Origin of the sequence: Streptomyces thermospinosisporus (assembly GCF_039526425.1) — a bacterium.
Lineage (GTDB): Bacteria > Actinomycetota > Actinomycetes > Streptomycetales > Streptomycetaceae > Streptomyces > Streptomyces thermocarboxydovorans.
In genome coordinates this window covers 1-14,611 of record NZ_BAAAIZ010000103.1, presented here as the reverse complement: position 1 = coordinate 14,611, position 14,611 = coordinate 1, and the positions used below count along the sequence as shown (strand labels likewise).

Here is a 14,611-nt window from a genome sequence, read left to right as displayed (position 1 = left end):
CCGCCGGTCATCCGCCGCCGGTGCTGCGGCTGCCCGACGGTCGGGTGCGGGTGCTGGACGCCAAGCCGGGCGCGATGCTCGGCATCCCGCTGCGGCAGGACATCGCCGACCACACCGAGCGGCTCGAGCCGGGCTCGACGCTGGCGCTGTACACGGACGGTCTGGTGGAGCGGCGGGCCCGGGGCATCGACCCGGGGATCGCCCGACTGGCGGCGGCGCTCGGGGCGTTCGACCCCGGGGAGCTGGAGGCGGACCTGGAGGGCGCGGCGGACCGGACGCTGCACCCGCTGCTCAGCGACTCCGAGCGCGACGACGACGTGTGCCTGCTGCTGTGCCATCTGCACGAGCGATCGATTCCCGGTGCGCTCCGGCCGGTGGGCGGGCATCGTGGTGCTGAGCAGGGGCACGCGTAGGGCGTCGGCGTTCCGGCACATCGCCGCCGCCGGGGCGCCGCCGGCCGCAGAAAGGGAGAACGCCGTGACTCGACCCAGGATCCTCGTGGTGGGTGCAGGCTTCGCCGGTGTGGAGTGCGTGCGCCGGCTGGAGCGCAGACTGACCCCGAACGAAGCCGACGTCACCCTGGTGACGCCGTTCTCCTATCAGCTGTATCTGCCGCTGCTGCCCCAGGTGGCCTCCGGCGTGCTGACCCCGCAGTCGATCGCGCTGTCCCTGCGCCGCAGCCGGAAGTACCGCACGCGGATCATTCCCGGCGGTGCCATCGGGGTGGACCTGAAAGCCAAGGTGTGCGTGATCCGCACCATCACCGACGAGATCGTCAACGAGCCGTACGACTACATCGTGCTGGCCCCCGGCAGCGTCACCCGCACCTTCGACATCCCGGGACTGGTCGACCACGCCTTCGGCCTGAAGACCCTCGCCGAGGCCGCCTACATCCGGGACCACGTCATCTCGCAGCTCGACCTGGCCGACGCCAGCCCCGACCCGGCCGAGCGGGCCGCGCGGCTGCAGTTCGTGGTGGTCGGCGGCGGCTACGCGGGCACCGAGACCGCGGCCTGTCTGCAGCGGCTCACGCACGCCGCGGTCAAGCGCTACCCGCGGCTGGACCCGCATCTGATCAAGTGGCATCTGATCGACATCGCGCCGAAGCTGATGCCGGAGCTGGGCGAGAAGCTGGGGCGCAGCGCGCACCAGATCCTGACCCGGCGCGGCATCGAGATCTCGCTGAAGACCTCCATCGAGAAGGCCGGCCCGGACGAGGTGACCTTCACCGACGGCCGGGTGGTGCCGACGCACACCCTGATCTGGACGGCCGGGGTGGCCGCCAGTCCCCTCATCGCCACGCTGGGCGCGGAGACCGTCAAGGGGCGCCTCGCCGTCACCGCCGACATGGCCCTGCCCGGCTACGACGGTGTGTTCGCGCTCGGTGACGCCGCCGCGGTGCCGGACCAGGGCAAGGGCGAGGGCGCCGTGTGCCCGCCGACCGCGCAGCACGCGATGCGGCAGGGGCGGCATGCCGCGGAGAACGTCATCGCCACGCTGCGCGGGGAGCCCAAGCGGCCCTATGTGCACAAGGACTTGGGGTTGGTGGTGGACCTGGGCGGCAAGGACGCGGTGGCCAAGCCGCTCGGCATCGAGCTGCACGGCCTGCCGGCGCAGGTGGTGGCGCGCGGCTACCACTGGTCGGCGCTGCGCACCAATGTCGCCAAGACGCGGGTGATGACCAACTGGCTGCTGAACGCGGTCGCCGGCGACGACTTCGTGCGCACCGGGTTCCAGGCGCGCAAGCCCGCGAAGCTGCGCGACTTCGAGTACACCAACGAGTACATGACGCCGGAGGAGGTGCGGGCCCACGTGGCGGCGAGCCGCGCGGCGCAGTGAGGCGCCGGCCTCGGGTCCGGTACGGGCCGGCGGCGTGAGGTCAGGGGGGCGGTCGGTGCGGTCCAGGCTGCGGGACCGCATCGCGGCGTCCGATCCGGGGCTGCTGCGGCTGACGTCGGGGCTGCGCACGGTCGGCGCCATCGCGCTGACCCTGGCGGTCCTGGCCCCCTTCGGCCCGGGCATCACCCGTCTGGTGGCCGGGGCGATGACGTCGATGGTCGCCACGTTCGCCATCCGGGAGAAGCAGCGCCGGGCGCAGGCGGTGACGCTGGCTCTGGGTCTGCCGGTGGCGCTGGTGTCGGTGTCGCTGGGTGCGCTGCTGAGCCAGCGGCCGGTCGTGGGCGACGTGTTCTTCATCGTGCTGATCTTCAGTGCGGTCTACGGCCGCCGGTTCGGCGAGCGCGGCACCACGCTGGGGCTGATCGCCTTCCAGACGTACTTCATCTCCCTGTTCGTCGGGGCCTCCCCCGAGGGGCTCCCCGGGCTGTGGGCGGTGGTGGCCGTCGCCTTCGCGTGCAGTGCGCTGGTGCGGTTCGTGCTGGTGCCGGTGACGCCCACGGCCCTGCTGGGGCGGCTGCGGGAGGCGTTCCGGGCCCGGCTTGCGCAGCTGGTCTCCGCGCATCTGGCGCTGCTGGAGGCGGATCCGGACGACCCGGACGCCGTCGACAAGGCGCTGGAGGAGGTCCGCCAGGGCACCGCGCGGCTGCACGAGACGGCGCTGATGATCCAGTCCCGTCTGGAGGAGGGCACCCGGGACGAGGCGACCGCGCGGCTGGTGCAGCGGCGCATCGCGGACGCGGAGGTCGCCGCCGAACGGCTGGGCCTGGTGCTGCTGTCGGCGCGCAGCGCCGAGCGGGCGGACACCCTGACGCTGCATCTGCCGGGCGCGCCGGCACCGGAGATGGGCCGGCTGCCGGGTCCTGAGGAGTCCACGGCGCTGGTGCGGCGCGATCTGATCGCGCTGCGCGCGCTGGTGCTGCGCTCCGGCGGCGAGGCCGCGGAGAACGTGCTGAGGCAGGTGCGCAACCGGCTGCTCGCCTACCGGGAGGAGGAGAACCTCCCGGCGGCGTCCCCGGCGGTGCAGGACGTGTTCCGGGCGATCGGCGAGACCGCGCGCGCCGTGCTGGGGCTGCGGATCGCGCTGGAGGGTGCGCCGGAGGAGGCGGACGAGTCAGCGGAGACGACGCGGTCCCGCGAGGAGCTGGACGCGGAGGACGCCGCCATCGACGCCGAGCAGGCCGAGCCGGAGGAGGAGAAGGGGCTGCGGCGTCCGACGACCCGGGCGGCCGTGCAGGTCGCGGTGGGGTCGACGCTGGCCGTCCTGGGCGGGGAGCTGATCTCCGCGGACCGCTGGTACTGGGCGGTGCTCACCTGCTGGATCGTCTTCCTCAACACCTCCTCGACGGGCGAGATCCTGGTCAAGGGCTACCGCAGGCTGCTGGGCACGGTCTTCGGCGTCGTGGCCGGCATCGTGCTGGCCGGGCTGGTGGGGCACCACACGGTGGCGGCGTTCGCGCTGGTGCTGGTGCTGATCTTCGCGATGTTCTACTCGGCCCCGCTGTCCTACACGCTGACGTCGTTCTTCGTGACCGCGATGCTGGGCCTGCTCTACACGCTGCTGCACACCTACAGCTGGGAGGTGCTGGTGCTGCGGGTGGAGGAGACGGCGCTGGGCGCGGCGTGCGGGGTGGTGGCGGCGGCGTTGGTGCTGCCGGTGAGGACGGACCGGCGCACCAACGAACTGCTGGGCACGGTGCTGGAGCGCCTTGCGGAGGTCACCGAGGCGGCGGTGGGACAGCTCAGCGGCGGCCCGGCGGACGATCTGCTGGACAAGGCGCGGGAGCTGGACCAGGCGCTGGGCGATCTGCGCGGGGCGGTCCAGCCGCTCACCCACCCGGTGACCCCGCTGCGGGCCCGCCGCAGCACGGCCCAGTACGTGGTGGCGCTGCTGGAGACCTGCGCGTATCACGCGCGGTCGCTGGCCGCCACGGCCGAGCTGCTGCCCGCCCACCCCTCCATCGCGGCGGACCCGCGGCTGCGGGGGGCCTCGGCCCGTACGGTGCGCAACATCCGGGCGATCGCGGCCCGGGTCGAGGACGAGCAGGCGGACCGGAAGCCGGACCGGCGGGTGGAGACGGGTCCGAGCATCGCCTCCCTGCTCAGCGGCTCGGGCGGCGACACCGCGGCCCGCTACGGCCGGATCACCACCCGCGTGCTGCGCCATCTGGAGCGTCTGGACGAGGCGGTGGTGGGCCTGGCCCGCCCCTTGGGCGTGCGGGTGGCCACCGACTGACGCCGAGGGCCGACCGGCGAGCCCGGGGCACGGAGGCGTCAGAAGTCCGCGGGCAGACCGCTCGCCCTGGCGATGCCGCGGAGTTCCTCGTTCTGCTGGTGCCGCTCTCTGATGAACGCGGCGATCTCGTCGAGCCGCGACGGGTCGTTGGCGGTGGCCGCGTCGGTGACGACGCGGACCGGTCCGCTGTCGTCCACCTCCAGCTCGACCACCTCGTTGTCCAGGCGGCCGGTGACGGCGGTGGCGATGACGAGCGCGGCCTCGTCGCGGATCTCCTGCGGCAGTTCGTCGTCGCCGCCGTCCAGGGCGACGTCGAGTCCGGACAGGCGGTGTTCCTCGATCGCCTTGAGGACCGGCTCCACCACGCGCAGCAGAAGCCGGTAGTCCTCGGTGTCCATCCGGATGCGCAGCAGGTCGAGGTAGACGTCCACGGGCCGGCCGTCCGGGGGGATCTCGGATTCGCTCATTGGTCCCGTGTTCCCCGATACGGCCGGCCTATCCGGAATCCGGTGCCTCAGACGCGCCGCCAGCGGGCCAGCGCGAAGGAGAACACGCCGAACAGCACCAGGCCCGCGGCGACGCAGACCAGCAGCCACGGGCCCAGCGGGGTTCCGGCGAGGCTGCGCAGGGTGTCGTCCATGCCCTTGGCCCGATCCGGCTCGTACGCGATCGCGGCGCGCACCGCGAAGACACCGGCCGCGGCGAAGACCAGGCCGCGGGCCACGCCGCCGCCGACTCCGCTCACGTCGAGCAGACGGCGGGCGCGGGGGCTCAGCTCTCCGAGCTTGAGCTTCTTGTGGTAGGTGCGGCGGGCCGCCTGGACGCCGATCCAGCAGCCGACGCCCACGATCACCAGCCCGGCCGCGCCGACCAGCCACTGCCCGGCCGGTGCCTCGAGGGCCCGGGCGGTGACGTCCCGCGACTGCCGGTCGCTCGACCCGCCTCCCGTGTCACGGCCGACGGCGAAGGCCGGCACGGACCAGGCGACGAACGCGTAGAACACGGACCGCGCGAGAGCCATCAGCCGCTTGCGCGCGCTGCGTCCGTCCTTGCCGACCGCGCCGAACACCGCCTCGGACAGCCGCCACAGGGCCATGCCGGCGAGTCCGGCGCCCAGCGCCCACAGCAGCAGCGCGCCGAACGGCCGGCCGGCCAGTTCGGCCAGGGCGCCGCCCCGGTCCGCCTGCCGTCCGCCGTCGCCGAAGGCGATCCGCAGGGCCAGCACGCCGACCAGCAGGTAGATCACCCCCCGGGCGGTCAGTCCCGCCCGCGCGGCCCCCTCCATCACCGAGCCGTTCGCCGCCCTCCGGGCGCCGGCCCGCCCCCGCCATGCCATCACTCGCGCGTTCATGCGGCCTCCCGGCCCTGCGGATGCCCCGGCCGGACGGGCATACGCCCAAGGGGGTCGCCACAGGTGACGACGAGTGCTCAGGCGGTGGTGAACGGTCCGGGCGTGGCGGCGGGTCCCGGCAGGTGCACGGAAGGGGACGCGGTGGTCACCGGGCCGGGCGTCGCCGCGGACGGGGCGGCGGCGCACCAGCGGTGCGCGGTCTTGAGGGCCTGATGCACGTCGCGGGTGCCGGTGGTCACGCACAGGGTGCAGGCGAGGTCGCGGGCCCGCGCGCTGGACGTCTCCCGGGTGCTGCCCGGGGGCAGCTGCTCGTACCCGTCGACGAGGCGGCGCAGCACGGCGGGGTCGGGCTTGAGGATGTGTCTCTTTCCGGTCCGGTTCTGGGGTGAGCTGAAGGGGGTGTCAGGGGGCGACGGGGTGGCCCGGCGCTCAGGCGGAGGGCGCCTGGCCGCCGCGCGGCCTGCGCTCCTCCATGGCCTCGGCGCGGATGCGGGCGCAGCTGCGGCTGATGAGACGCGAGACGTGCATCTGGGAGATGCCCAGGCGGTCGGCGATGCGGCTCTGGGTCATGTCCTCGAAGAACCGCATGTAGAGAATGGCGCGCTCGCGCTCCGGCAGCCGGCGCAGTCCCGCCTTGGCCGACTCGCGGTCGACCACGACGTCGTAGGAGGAGTCCGAGGCGCCGAGGGTGTCGGCGAGGCTGTAGCCGTCGTCGTCGGAGTTGAGTTCCGCGTCCAGGGAGAGGGTGCTGAAGCTCTCCAGCGCCTCCATCCCGGCCGAGACCTCCTCGTCGGTGAGCCCGGTGTGGGCGGCGATGTCCGCCACGGAGGGCTCGGGGCTGCCCGGGTTCTGGGTGAGTTCGCGGCGGGCCACGCGCACCTTGTTGCGCAGCTCCTGGACCCGGCGGGGCACCCGCAGCGCCCACATGCGGTCCCGGAAGTGGCGCTTGACCTCGCCCGTGATGGTGGGCACGGCGTAGCTCTCGAAGGCTCCGCGTTCCGGGTCGAAGCGGTCGATGGCCTTCACCAGGCCGAGGGCTGCCACCTGGCGCAGGTCCTCGACGGACTCGCCGCGGTCGCGGAAACGGCCGGCTATGCGGTGCGCCATGGGGAGCCAGGCGGTGACCAGCTCGTCGCGGACGGCGTCCCGTTCGGGGCCGTCCTCCAGGGAGGCCAGCCGCGTGAAGAGGGCGGCCGTGTCGGGGGCGTCGTCGTGCCGGCGGCGCGTGATGGCGGCCGTCGCGGTCGTGGTGTCGGGGCGGTCGGTGGGCCTGTCGATCAGCATGCGGTTTCGCTCCCGAGCGGTGGTATTGGGGGGGTTTGCCGCGGGACGGGGCCGCAGGAGAGCCGGAGGCCCCCAGCGGTCATACCGGTCCCGCCGGCGCGCCTCCGGTCCGAAGCACGAAAGTCCGGTTGCCCTGGGTTCCGGGGAACAAACTCCGCTTTGTGTGGCAATCCACCGCGAGCCTCCGGCGCGGCTCAGGTCAGGGGCACCACGGCGGTGATGCACTTGCCGCCGGAGGGCAGGTCGGACACCCGTATGTCGCGGGCGAGCCGGCAGACGATGGGCCAGCCGTGGCCGCCGGGGCGGCTGCCGCGCCGCTGTTCCGGATCCGGTTCGGCGGTGGGCAGCCGGTCGCTGCGGTCGCTGACCGAGACGCGTATGCCGGGGCCGGTGATGTCGATGCGGACGTCGGTGACCCCGCCGCCGTGCACGATCGCGTTGGTGGTGAGCTCGGACGCCACCAGCAGGGCGTCGGCGAGCGCGTCGGTGTCGCAGGGAGAGTGCAGGGTGCGGCAGCGGTCGGCCACCGCCTGCCGCACGGCCTGCCGTACGTCGCACGGCCGGTAGTCCGCCCGCGGTGCGGCCCGGCGCGCGCCGGGCGGTGCGGCAACGGGGTCGATCGGGTTCTCCTCACACATCCTTCGGCTCCTGTCGGCAGCAGACGGACCTCGCCACGGGCGGCCGGTCCACCCCTTCCGGCTCACCTGCCCCCGCACCGCCAAACCTCGCCGCGCCGTTCACCTGTGTTTCCCCGGCGCATGTCATCCGGGTGGCGGACAGGGGTACGCGGTGCACATGACCGACGTTGTGGACTCGGACGAACTGCTCCGGCGGATCCAGCGGGCGCGGGCCTTCGCGGCGCGCGAGGAGCGCGAGTGGCGGGCCAGGGGCGAGGAGGCGGCGCGGACCGATCCCCGTGCGGCCGGCGAGGCGAAGACGCGGCGGGTGGCGTACGAGGTGGTCCTCGAGGTACTGGACGAGATCGTGCGGCCGGGCAAGCACCCGGTGCAGGGCTGACGCGGCAGGGCACCGTCGTCGTCCCGGGCCGCACCGCGCGCCGGGCGCCGGCTGGTTGACGCGGTGGTCTTCGGGCACCCGGTGGTCATGAGTGCCGATCACAGCAGGGCGCCGGTGCTGGAGGCGCTGGAGGACTATCACCGCCACGGACGCCTCGGCTTCACGCCGCCCGGTCACAAGCAGGCGCGGGGTGCCGATCCGGCCGCCCGCGAGATTCTCGGCGACGCGGTGTTCCTGGGCGATGTGCTGGCCTCGGGCGGTCTGGACGACCGGCTCACCCGCGGGCGTGTGCTGGAGCGGGCGCAGGAGCTGATGGCCGACGCGGTACACGCGGAGCACACGTTCTTCAGCACCTGCGGCAGTTCCCTGTCGGTCAAGGCGGCCATGCTGTCGGTGGCGGGGCCGCACGAGAAGCTGCTGATCGGCCGGGACGCCCACAAGTCGGTGGTGGCGGGGCTGATCCTGTCCGGGATCGAGCCGGTGTGGGTGGAGCCCCGCTGGGACGCCGAGCGGCGCATCGCGCATCCGCCGTCGGCCGCGGAGTTCGAGCGGGCCTTCGAGGAGCATCCGGACGCCCGCGGCGCCCTGATCACCAGCCCCACCCCGTACGGCGCCTGTGCGGATCTCCGGTCGGTCGCCGATGTGTGCCACCGGCGTTCGCGTCCGCTGATCGTGGACGAGGCCTGGGGCGCGCATCTGCCCTTCCACCCCGAGCTGCCGTCCTGGGCGATGGACGCGGGTGCCGACATCTGCGTGACCAGCATCCACAAGATGGGCAGCGGTCTGGAGCAGGGCTCGGTGTTCCATCTGCAGGGCGGTCTGCTGCCGCCCGCGCTGCTGGGGATGCGGGCGGACCTGCTGGGCACCACCAGCCCGTCGGTGCTGATCCTCGCCGGGATGGACGCGTGGCGGCGTCAGATGGCGCTGCGCGGCAAGGAGTTGCTGGGGGCCACGCTGGAGCTGGCGGCCGGGGTGCGTGCGGCGGTCGAGGAGATCGACGGCATGCATGTGCACGACCGCGCCGACTTCTGCGGACCCGGCCTGGCGGACGACTTCGACCCGCTGCCGGGTGTCATCGACGTCAGCGGTCTGGGCATCACCGGCTACCGGGCGGCGGACTGGCTCCGTGCGGAGCGGGCCATCGACGCGCATCTGGTGGACCACCGCCGGATCGGCGCGCAGATCACCCACGGCGACGACCGGGAGACCACCGGGGAGCTGCTGTCGGCGCTGCGGGACCTGGCCCGGGCGGCGCGGGATCTGCCGCGGACGCCCGAGGTGGAGGTGCCGGTGCCCGGGGAGCTGCGGATGGAGCAGGCGCTGCTGCCGCGGGACGCGTTCTTCGGCCCGGCGGAGGATGCCCCGCTGGCCGAGGCGGCCGGGCGGGTCGCCGCCGAGATGATCACCCCGTATCCGCCGGGGATCCCGGCGGTGCTGCCGGGCGAGCGGCTCACCGAGCCCGTGCTGCGCTATCTGCGGACCGGTCACGAGGCGGGGATGAACCTGCCGGATGCGTCCGACCCCGGGCTGAACACGGTGCGGGTGGTGGCGCGGAGGTGAGTGCGGGTCGTGGCACGGAAGTGAAACAGGTCACGTGACCCGGTTCCGGTTCCGCACCACCCGTGCCGATGGTTTATCGTTCACACATACGTGGTGATGGGGTCGACGCGCAGGTCCCCCGTACACCACCGTTTGCTGCCCTGGCTGGTTTCCCCCGTCCAGCCAGGGCTTTTTACGTCCTCCCGGATGCCACGAACGGCGGCAGCGGCTGAAATGGGGCGTAGGGGAAGCACCGGAACCGACGGCCCCGGCGAGGAGCTGCGCCTCATGACCAAAGCCATCAAACTCCTGACCGCCCTGCCCCCACCGCAACGGGAGCGTCTGATGGCGCTCGCCCGGGAGGTGTCCTTCCCGGAGGACACCCGGATCTTCGAGGCGGGCGGCACCGCGGACCGGTTCTGGGTCATCCGTTCCGGCGCGGTCACCCTTGACCAGCAGGTCAACGAGCTGCACCGGATCACCGTCGCCAGCCTGGGCGCTGGTGACATGCTCGGCTGGTCCTGGCTGTTCCCGCCCTACCAGTGGGACTTCGGCGCCCAGGCGTTCAGCCCGGTGCGCGCCTACGAGTTCGAGGCGGCCGCCGTGCTCCGGCTGTGTGACGAGGACCCGCGGCTCGGGCTGACGCTGGTGCGCAATGTCGCCGAGATCCTGGCGCACCGGCTGGAGATGACGCGGGGCCAGCTGCTGGAGCAGTACGCCCTGCACCGGCGCGGGGCGCTGTAGATCCGGACGCCGGACCCCCAAGGGTGGATCACACGCGGTAGCGGCGCAGCGGCGGGAGTCGACGGGGCCACGAGCGGCGGGCCGTGGATCACACGTGGTAGCGGCGCAGCGCGGGCATCGCGGCCGCCAGGGCGAGCATCACCACGACCACCAGGACCCCGCCCCCCACCACGGCCGCGCGCGGACCGAAGGCGGAGCCCGCCGTGCCGTGCAGCAGGTCGGCGAGACGCGGCCCGCCCGCCACCACGACGGTGAAGACGCCCTGCATCCGGCCACGCATCTCGTCGGTCGCCGCGGAGAGCAGGATCGCGCCGCGGAAGACCATGGAGACCATGTCGGCGACCCCCGCGACGGCCAGGAAGGCCACCGCGAACCACAGGCTGCCGCTCAGCCCGAAGCCGGCGACGGCCAGGCCCCAGACCACCACCGACCAGATGACCATCCACCCGTGCCGGCGGGCCCGGGAGAACGTGCCGGAGAACAGCCCGCCCGCCACAGCACCGGCGGGGATCGCGGCGAACAGCAGCCCCAGCGCGAAGCCCTCGCCGTAGGGCGCGAAGGTCTCGGAGGCGAGCTGCGGGAAGAGGGCGCGCGGCATGCCGAGCACCATGGCGACGATGTCGGCGAGGAACGACAGCAGCAGCACGGCGTGCCCGGAGATGTAGCGGAAGCCCTCCGCGATCTCCCGCAGTCCGGCGCGCCGCGACACCGTGGCCTTCAGCGGCGGCAGCGCGGGCAGCCGGTACACCGCCCACACGGTGACGCAGAGCGCGAGGGCGTCGATCAGGTACAGCTCGGCCAGTCCGATCACCGGGATGAGCGCACCGGCGAGCAGCGGTCCCGCGATCTGCCCGGTCTGCATCACGGTGGAGCCCAGCGCGTTGGCCGCGGGCAGCTCGTCGGCGGGCACCAGGCGGGCCACGGAGGCGCTGCGGGCCGGGGCGTTGAGTCCCCAGAACGCCTGCTGGAGGGCGAGCAGCACCATCAGCACCGCGACCGACTCCATGCCGGTGACCGCCTGGAGCCAGAACAGCAGCGAGGTGACGGCGATACCGGTGTTGGTGATCAGCAGCAGTCTGCGGCGGTCCATCGCGTCGGCGATCGCGCCGCCCCACAGCGCGAACACGACCAGCGGCAGCAGGCCCGCGATGCTGGCGGTGCCGACCCAGGCGGAGGAGCCGGTGATGTCGTAGATCTGCTTGGGCACGGCGACCGCGGTCAGCTGGCTGCCGACCGCCGTGACGACGGTGGACGTCCACAGCCGGCGGTAGGCGGGGCGGCGCAGCGGCCGGGTGTCCATCGCCCAGCGCCGCCGCCGGGTCTCGCGTGTCGGTGCGGGCTCCTCCGCCCGCCGTTCGGCTTCGCTCTCGCTGGTGTCCACGACCGTCCCGCTGGTGATTACATCTACCTGGCCGGGGATCAGTCTCGCAGCCCGCCGTCCCGGCATGGTGCCGGGCCCCGTCGATGCGGTCGAGCCGCCACGTCAGGCGCCGTCGACGAGGCCGGGCCGCCGTCAGTCGCCGGTGGTGAGGCCGGGCCGCCTCGTCAGTCGCGGGTGATGAGGCCGAGCACCGGCGTCAGGCCCCGGCGATGGGGCCGAGCACCCGCGTCAGGCCCCGGCGATGAGACCGATCCCGAGGACGATCATGGTGGCGGCCACCACTCCGTCCACCCCCCGCCAGGCGGCAGGCCGGGCCAGCCACCGGCCGAGCAGCCGGGCCCCGAAGCCGAGCGCGGCGAACCAGCAGACGCTGGCCAGCACCGCACCGATGCCGAAGGTCCAGCGCAGCGAGCCGTGGTCGGCGGCGACCGAGCCCAGCAGGAACACGGTGTCGAGGTAGACGTGCGGGTTGAGCCAGGTCAGGGCGAGGCAGGTGAGCACCGCCCGCCGGCGTGAACTCGCCGCCTCCCCCTCGCTCACCAGACCCACGGCCGCGGGCCTGAGCGCCCGGCGGGCGGCGAGCACGCCGTAGCAGAGCAGGAACGCGCCGCCGGTCCAGGCCACCGCGGTCAGCGCGGCCGGCCAGGCCACCGCCACCGCGCCGACCCCGCCCACGCCCAGCGCGATCAGCACCGCGTCGGACAGCGTGCAGATCGCCACCACGGCGAGCACCGCCTGGCGGCGTATCCCCTGGCGCAGCACGAAGGCGTTCTGGGCACCGATGGCGACGATGAGGGACAGGCCGGTACCGAATCCGGCCGCGGCGGAGGCGAAAGCGCTGGTCATGACGTTGACGTTAGGAGCGCGCACCGATGCAGTCCAGCTAATGATTCTTACGTACCATTAGCTGTCGTGATGAACGGCGATCTCCCCCTGGACCAGGTGCGGACCCTGCTGGCGGTGGTGGACGAGGGCACCTTCGACGCGGCGGCCGCGGCCCTGCATGTGACGCCGTCGGCGGTGAGCCAGCGCGTCAAGGCGCTGGAGCAGCGCACCGGCCGGGTCCTCCTGCAGCGCACCAAGCCGGTGCGGCCGACCGAGTCTGGCGAGGTGCTGGTGCGGCTCGCCCGCCAGGTGGCCCGGCTGGAGCGGGACGCCCACCGGGAGCTGGGCCTGAGCGGCGCCGGGGAGGCGACCCGGGTGGCGATCGCGGTGAACGCGGACTCGCTGGCGACCTGGTTCCTCGATGCCCTCACCCGCGTACCGGCTCAGCTGCAGGCCCGGTTCGACCTGCGCCGCGAGGACGAGGCGCACACGGCGGCCCTGCTCCGGGAGGGGACGGTCATGGCGGCGGTGACCTCCTCCCCGGAACCCGTGCCGGGCTGCTCGGTGCGCCATCTGGGGCGCATGCGCTACCTCCCGGTCGCCAATCCGCGGTTCGCCGAGCGGTACTTGTCCGGCCCGCTCGCCGAGGTGGTGCCCGAGGCGCCCGTGGTCGTCTTCGACCGCAAGGACGACTTCCAGGACGGCTTCGTGCGCCGCCTGACCGGCGGCCGCGCCGAGGCGAGCGCGGGCCGCCACTACGTCCCCACCTCGGAGGGCTTCGCCCAGGCGGTCGCCGCGGGCCTCGGCTGGGGCATGGTCCCGGAGGCCCAGGCGGAGCCCCTCCTGCGCGCCGGCCGCCTCACGGTCTTCGCCCCGGGCCGCGAGACCGACACCTCCCTGTACTGGCAGCAGTGGAAGCTGGACTCCCCCGCCCTGACTGCGGTCGCCGAGGCGGTGACGGCGACGGCGGCGCAGGCGCTGCGTGCTTAGCTCGTGTCCACACAGTGGTGGTGTCGTCCATCCGTTCATTGCGCTCGTCATGAGCTGACCGATGAAGTTTGTGCGGTGATCCGGTGCTGTGACCGCAAAGGTTCACCGGCCTGGGGCGTGTGTCTTCCTTTGGCTGAGCAGACGTTCAGGAGCACTCGCGCAAGGGAACCGTCGCAGGAACGCAGCGCGTCACACGCCGGCGGATGAGCTTTGTCGTCGGGAGAGGGATAGCCTGCGTCGCTCTCGGTCGAGCCCGGTGACGACCACCGTGATCTCGTCGCCGACCTGGACGACATCTGCTGGAGTCTCCACCGGCGTCCAGGCGAGCTCGCGCAGGTGAACCAGTCCCTCGATCCCGTCGGCGACCCGGACGAAGACGCCGAACGGGATCAGCTCGGTGACCTGGCCAGGCAGTGTCTGCCCCACCGCGATGGTGTCGGCGAATACCTGAAAGGGGTCCGGCTGTGTGGCTTTCAGGACAGTCTGGCCTCCAGGTTCCATGGCTCGGCCACCGCACCTCCAGCAGTCGGAAAGGAGGTCACCCCCCATCCAACCGCCGCGATCACCAAACCGGCCAACCTATGCGGTCAGAGCACTAGCCATTGCTGGATCCGCGTGCAGCCGGTCCGGCAGCGCAGGTGCTACGAGCAGGCTGCATGAGCGAGGTTTGGGCGCCGATCGCGGGCCGGGCCTGTAAACAGACCGAGGTAGTCGGTCACGGCGACAGCCCTACAACCTCGCGGCGCCCGCATCCGGTGGCGCTGACGGGGGAAGACACGACTATGGACAGGCCGAGACCCAGCGCACCGCCACGAGCGCTGCTCTGCGCCAGGCTTGTGAATCGACACCGGATCGAAAAGGGCCCGGACCGATGAGCAGCTGTCCACGCCTGCTGACACCCTGCTCGTGGCTGCCGATCGAAGGGCCCGTCAGCTCCCTGCGGACAAGAGCCCGTTCGAGAGCACCTCCCCCCTGGTCGCACGGATACCGACTGACGCAGACTCAGCCCCACGCAGTAAGGCGGGAGATGGAACCATCTGGCCTTCCTCGGGCTTGCGACACGACTCGCTGCTCCAAGCGCTTCATTGGCCTCGGCTGAGGTCGACCTTGGCCAGCATCGGCTCTGTCGTACAGGGGTGTCACGCGTTCCCACGGCGTGCCACCGCGTTCGCCGTCGTGTGGTTGTCGCACACGAAAACACCGCCAGGTCGCCAAGAAGCTACTCATTGGGGAGAGCGACGTTCCTGCGAGCTGCGAAGAACGGATGGGCAGCGCACACTGTTCTTAGCCTCGATCTTTCGTGAGGGTCCGCCGATGGAGTCGGTGGGCCCTTTTGCTTTCCGGAGCT

Annotated in this window: 15 protein-coding genes; 7 read left to right on the top strand and 8 right to left on the bottom strand. The window is 72.8% G+C overall.

The genetic code is table 11. From position 1 onward, the window contains the following. The 3 genes from ABD207_RS27670 to ABD207_RS27660 all read left to right on the top strand — a co-directional run. Positions 1 to 413, top strand: a 413-nt coding sequence (locus ABD207_RS27670) for a PP2C family protein-serine/threonine phosphatase (RefSeq protein WP_344015923.1), incomplete at its 5' end; no start/stop codon positions are given. A gap of 64 nt (positions 414 to 477) precedes the next feature. Then, a complete protein-coding gene (locus ABD207_RS27665; RefSeq protein ID WP_344015922.1) occupies positions 478 to 1,839 on the top strand; it encodes an NAD(P)/FAD-dependent oxidoreductase in 1,362 nt (453 codons plus the stop codon). 55 nt (positions 1,840 to 1,894) lie between these two features. Next, positions 1,895 to 4,132: an FUSC family protein gene (locus tag ABD207_RS27660; protein ID WP_425580840.1), complete on the top strand. Its 2,238-nt coding sequence runs from the start codon at positions 1,895 to 1,897 to the stop codon at positions 4,130 to 4,132. Between the two features lie 38 nt (positions 4,133 to 4,170). On the opposite strand, the gene ABD207_RS27655 is transcribed toward ABD207_RS27660, so the two are convergent. The 5 genes from ABD207_RS27655 to ABD207_RS27635 form a co-directional block, all read right to left on the bottom strand. Next, positions 4,171 to 4,599 (bottom strand): hypothetical protein, encoded by a 429-nt coding sequence (locus ABD207_RS27655; protein ID WP_344015919.1) that lies wholly within the window; start codon positions 4,597 to 4,599, stop codon positions 4,171 to 4,173. Between the two features lie 47 nt (positions 4,600 to 4,646). Next, positions 4,647 to 5,483 (bottom strand): DUF1206 domain-containing protein, encoded by an 837-nt coding sequence (locus ABD207_RS27650; protein ID WP_344015918.1) that lies wholly within the window; start codon positions 5,481 to 5,483, stop codon positions 4,647 to 4,649. A 77-nt stretch (positions 5,484 to 5,560) separates the two neighbouring features. Then, entirely contained in the window at positions 5,561 to 5,842 is a 282-nt protein-coding gene (locus ABD207_RS27645; RefSeq protein ID WP_344015925.1) for a DUF5133 domain-containing protein, read from the bottom strand. A gap of 70 nt (positions 5,843 to 5,912) precedes the next feature. Continuing rightward, positions 5,913 to 6,767 carry a SigB/SigF/SigG family RNA polymerase sigma factor gene (locus tag ABD207_RS27640; RefSeq protein WP_344015917.1) on the bottom strand — a complete coding sequence of 285 codons (855 nt, stop codon included), beginning with the start codon at positions 6,765 to 6,767 and terminating at the stop codon, positions 5,913 to 5,915. Positions 6,768 to 6,961: 194 nt separating this feature from the next. After that, on the bottom strand, positions 6,962 to 7,405 hold the full coding sequence (locus ABD207_RS27635; protein WP_344015916.1) for an ATP-binding protein: 444 nt from the start codon (positions 7,403 to 7,405) through the stop codon (positions 6,962 to 6,964). Between the two features lie 157 nt (positions 7,406 to 7,562). Between ABD207_RS27635 and ABD207_RS27630 the strand changes: the two genes are divergently transcribed. The 3 genes from ABD207_RS27630 to ABD207_RS27620 all read left to right on the top strand — a co-directional run bounded on the left by ABD207_RS27630 (position 7,563) and on the right by ABD207_RS27620 (position 10,067). Beyond that, on the top strand, positions 7,563 to 7,784 hold the full coding sequence (locus ABD207_RS27630) for a hypothetical protein (protein WP_344015914.1): 222 nt from the start codon (positions 7,563 to 7,565) through the stop codon (positions 7,782 to 7,784). A gap of 87 nt (positions 7,785 to 7,871) precedes the next feature. Further along, the gene (locus ABD207_RS27625; protein ID WP_344015913.1) at positions 7,872 to 9,344 is read left to right on the top strand and encodes an aminotransferase class I/II-fold pyridoxal phosphate-dependent enzyme; all 1,473 of its coding nucleotides are present in this window, start codon (positions 7,872 to 7,874) and stop codon (positions 9,342 to 9,344) included. 267 nt (positions 9,345 to 9,611) lie between these two features. Next, complete coding sequence (locus tag ABD207_RS27620; RefSeq protein ID WP_344015911.1) at positions 9,612 to 10,067, top strand: cyclic nucleotide-binding domain-containing protein; 456 nt, start codon at positions 9,612 to 9,614, stop codon at positions 10,065 to 10,067. A gap of 88 nt (positions 10,068 to 10,155) precedes the next feature. Here ABD207_RS27620 and ABD207_RS27615 read toward each other — a convergent pair whose 3' ends face one another. Both ABD207_RS27615 and ABD207_RS27610 read right to left on the bottom strand, forming a co-directional pair. Next, entirely contained in the window at positions 10,156 to 11,448 is a 1,293-nt protein-coding gene (locus ABD207_RS27615) for an MFS transporter (RefSeq protein WP_344015910.1), read from the bottom strand. 228 nt (positions 11,449 to 11,676) lie between these two features. Next, positions 11,677 to 12,294: a LysE/ArgO family amino acid transporter gene (locus ABD207_RS27610; RefSeq protein ID WP_344015909.1), complete on the bottom strand. Its 618-nt coding sequence runs from the start codon at positions 12,292 to 12,294 to the stop codon at positions 11,677 to 11,679. A gap of 69 nt (positions 12,295 to 12,363) precedes the next feature. On the opposite strand from ABD207_RS27610, the gene ABD207_RS27605 reads away from it, so the two are divergent. After that, positions 12,364 to 13,263 (top strand): LysR family transcriptional regulator ArgP, encoded by a 900-nt coding sequence (locus tag ABD207_RS27605; protein ID WP_344015908.1) that lies wholly within the window; start codon positions 12,364 to 12,366, stop codon positions 13,261 to 13,263. Between the two features lie 189 nt (positions 13,264 to 13,452). Here the strand turns inward: ABD207_RS27605 and ABD207_RS27600 are convergent, their stop codons facing one another. Further along, on the bottom strand, positions 13,453 to 13,764 hold the full coding sequence (locus ABD207_RS27600) for a S1 RNA-binding domain-containing protein (RefSeq protein WP_344015907.1): 312 nt from the start codon (positions 13,762 to 13,764) through the stop codon (positions 13,453 to 13,455). Positions 13,765 to 14,611 lie beyond the last annotated feature (847 nt).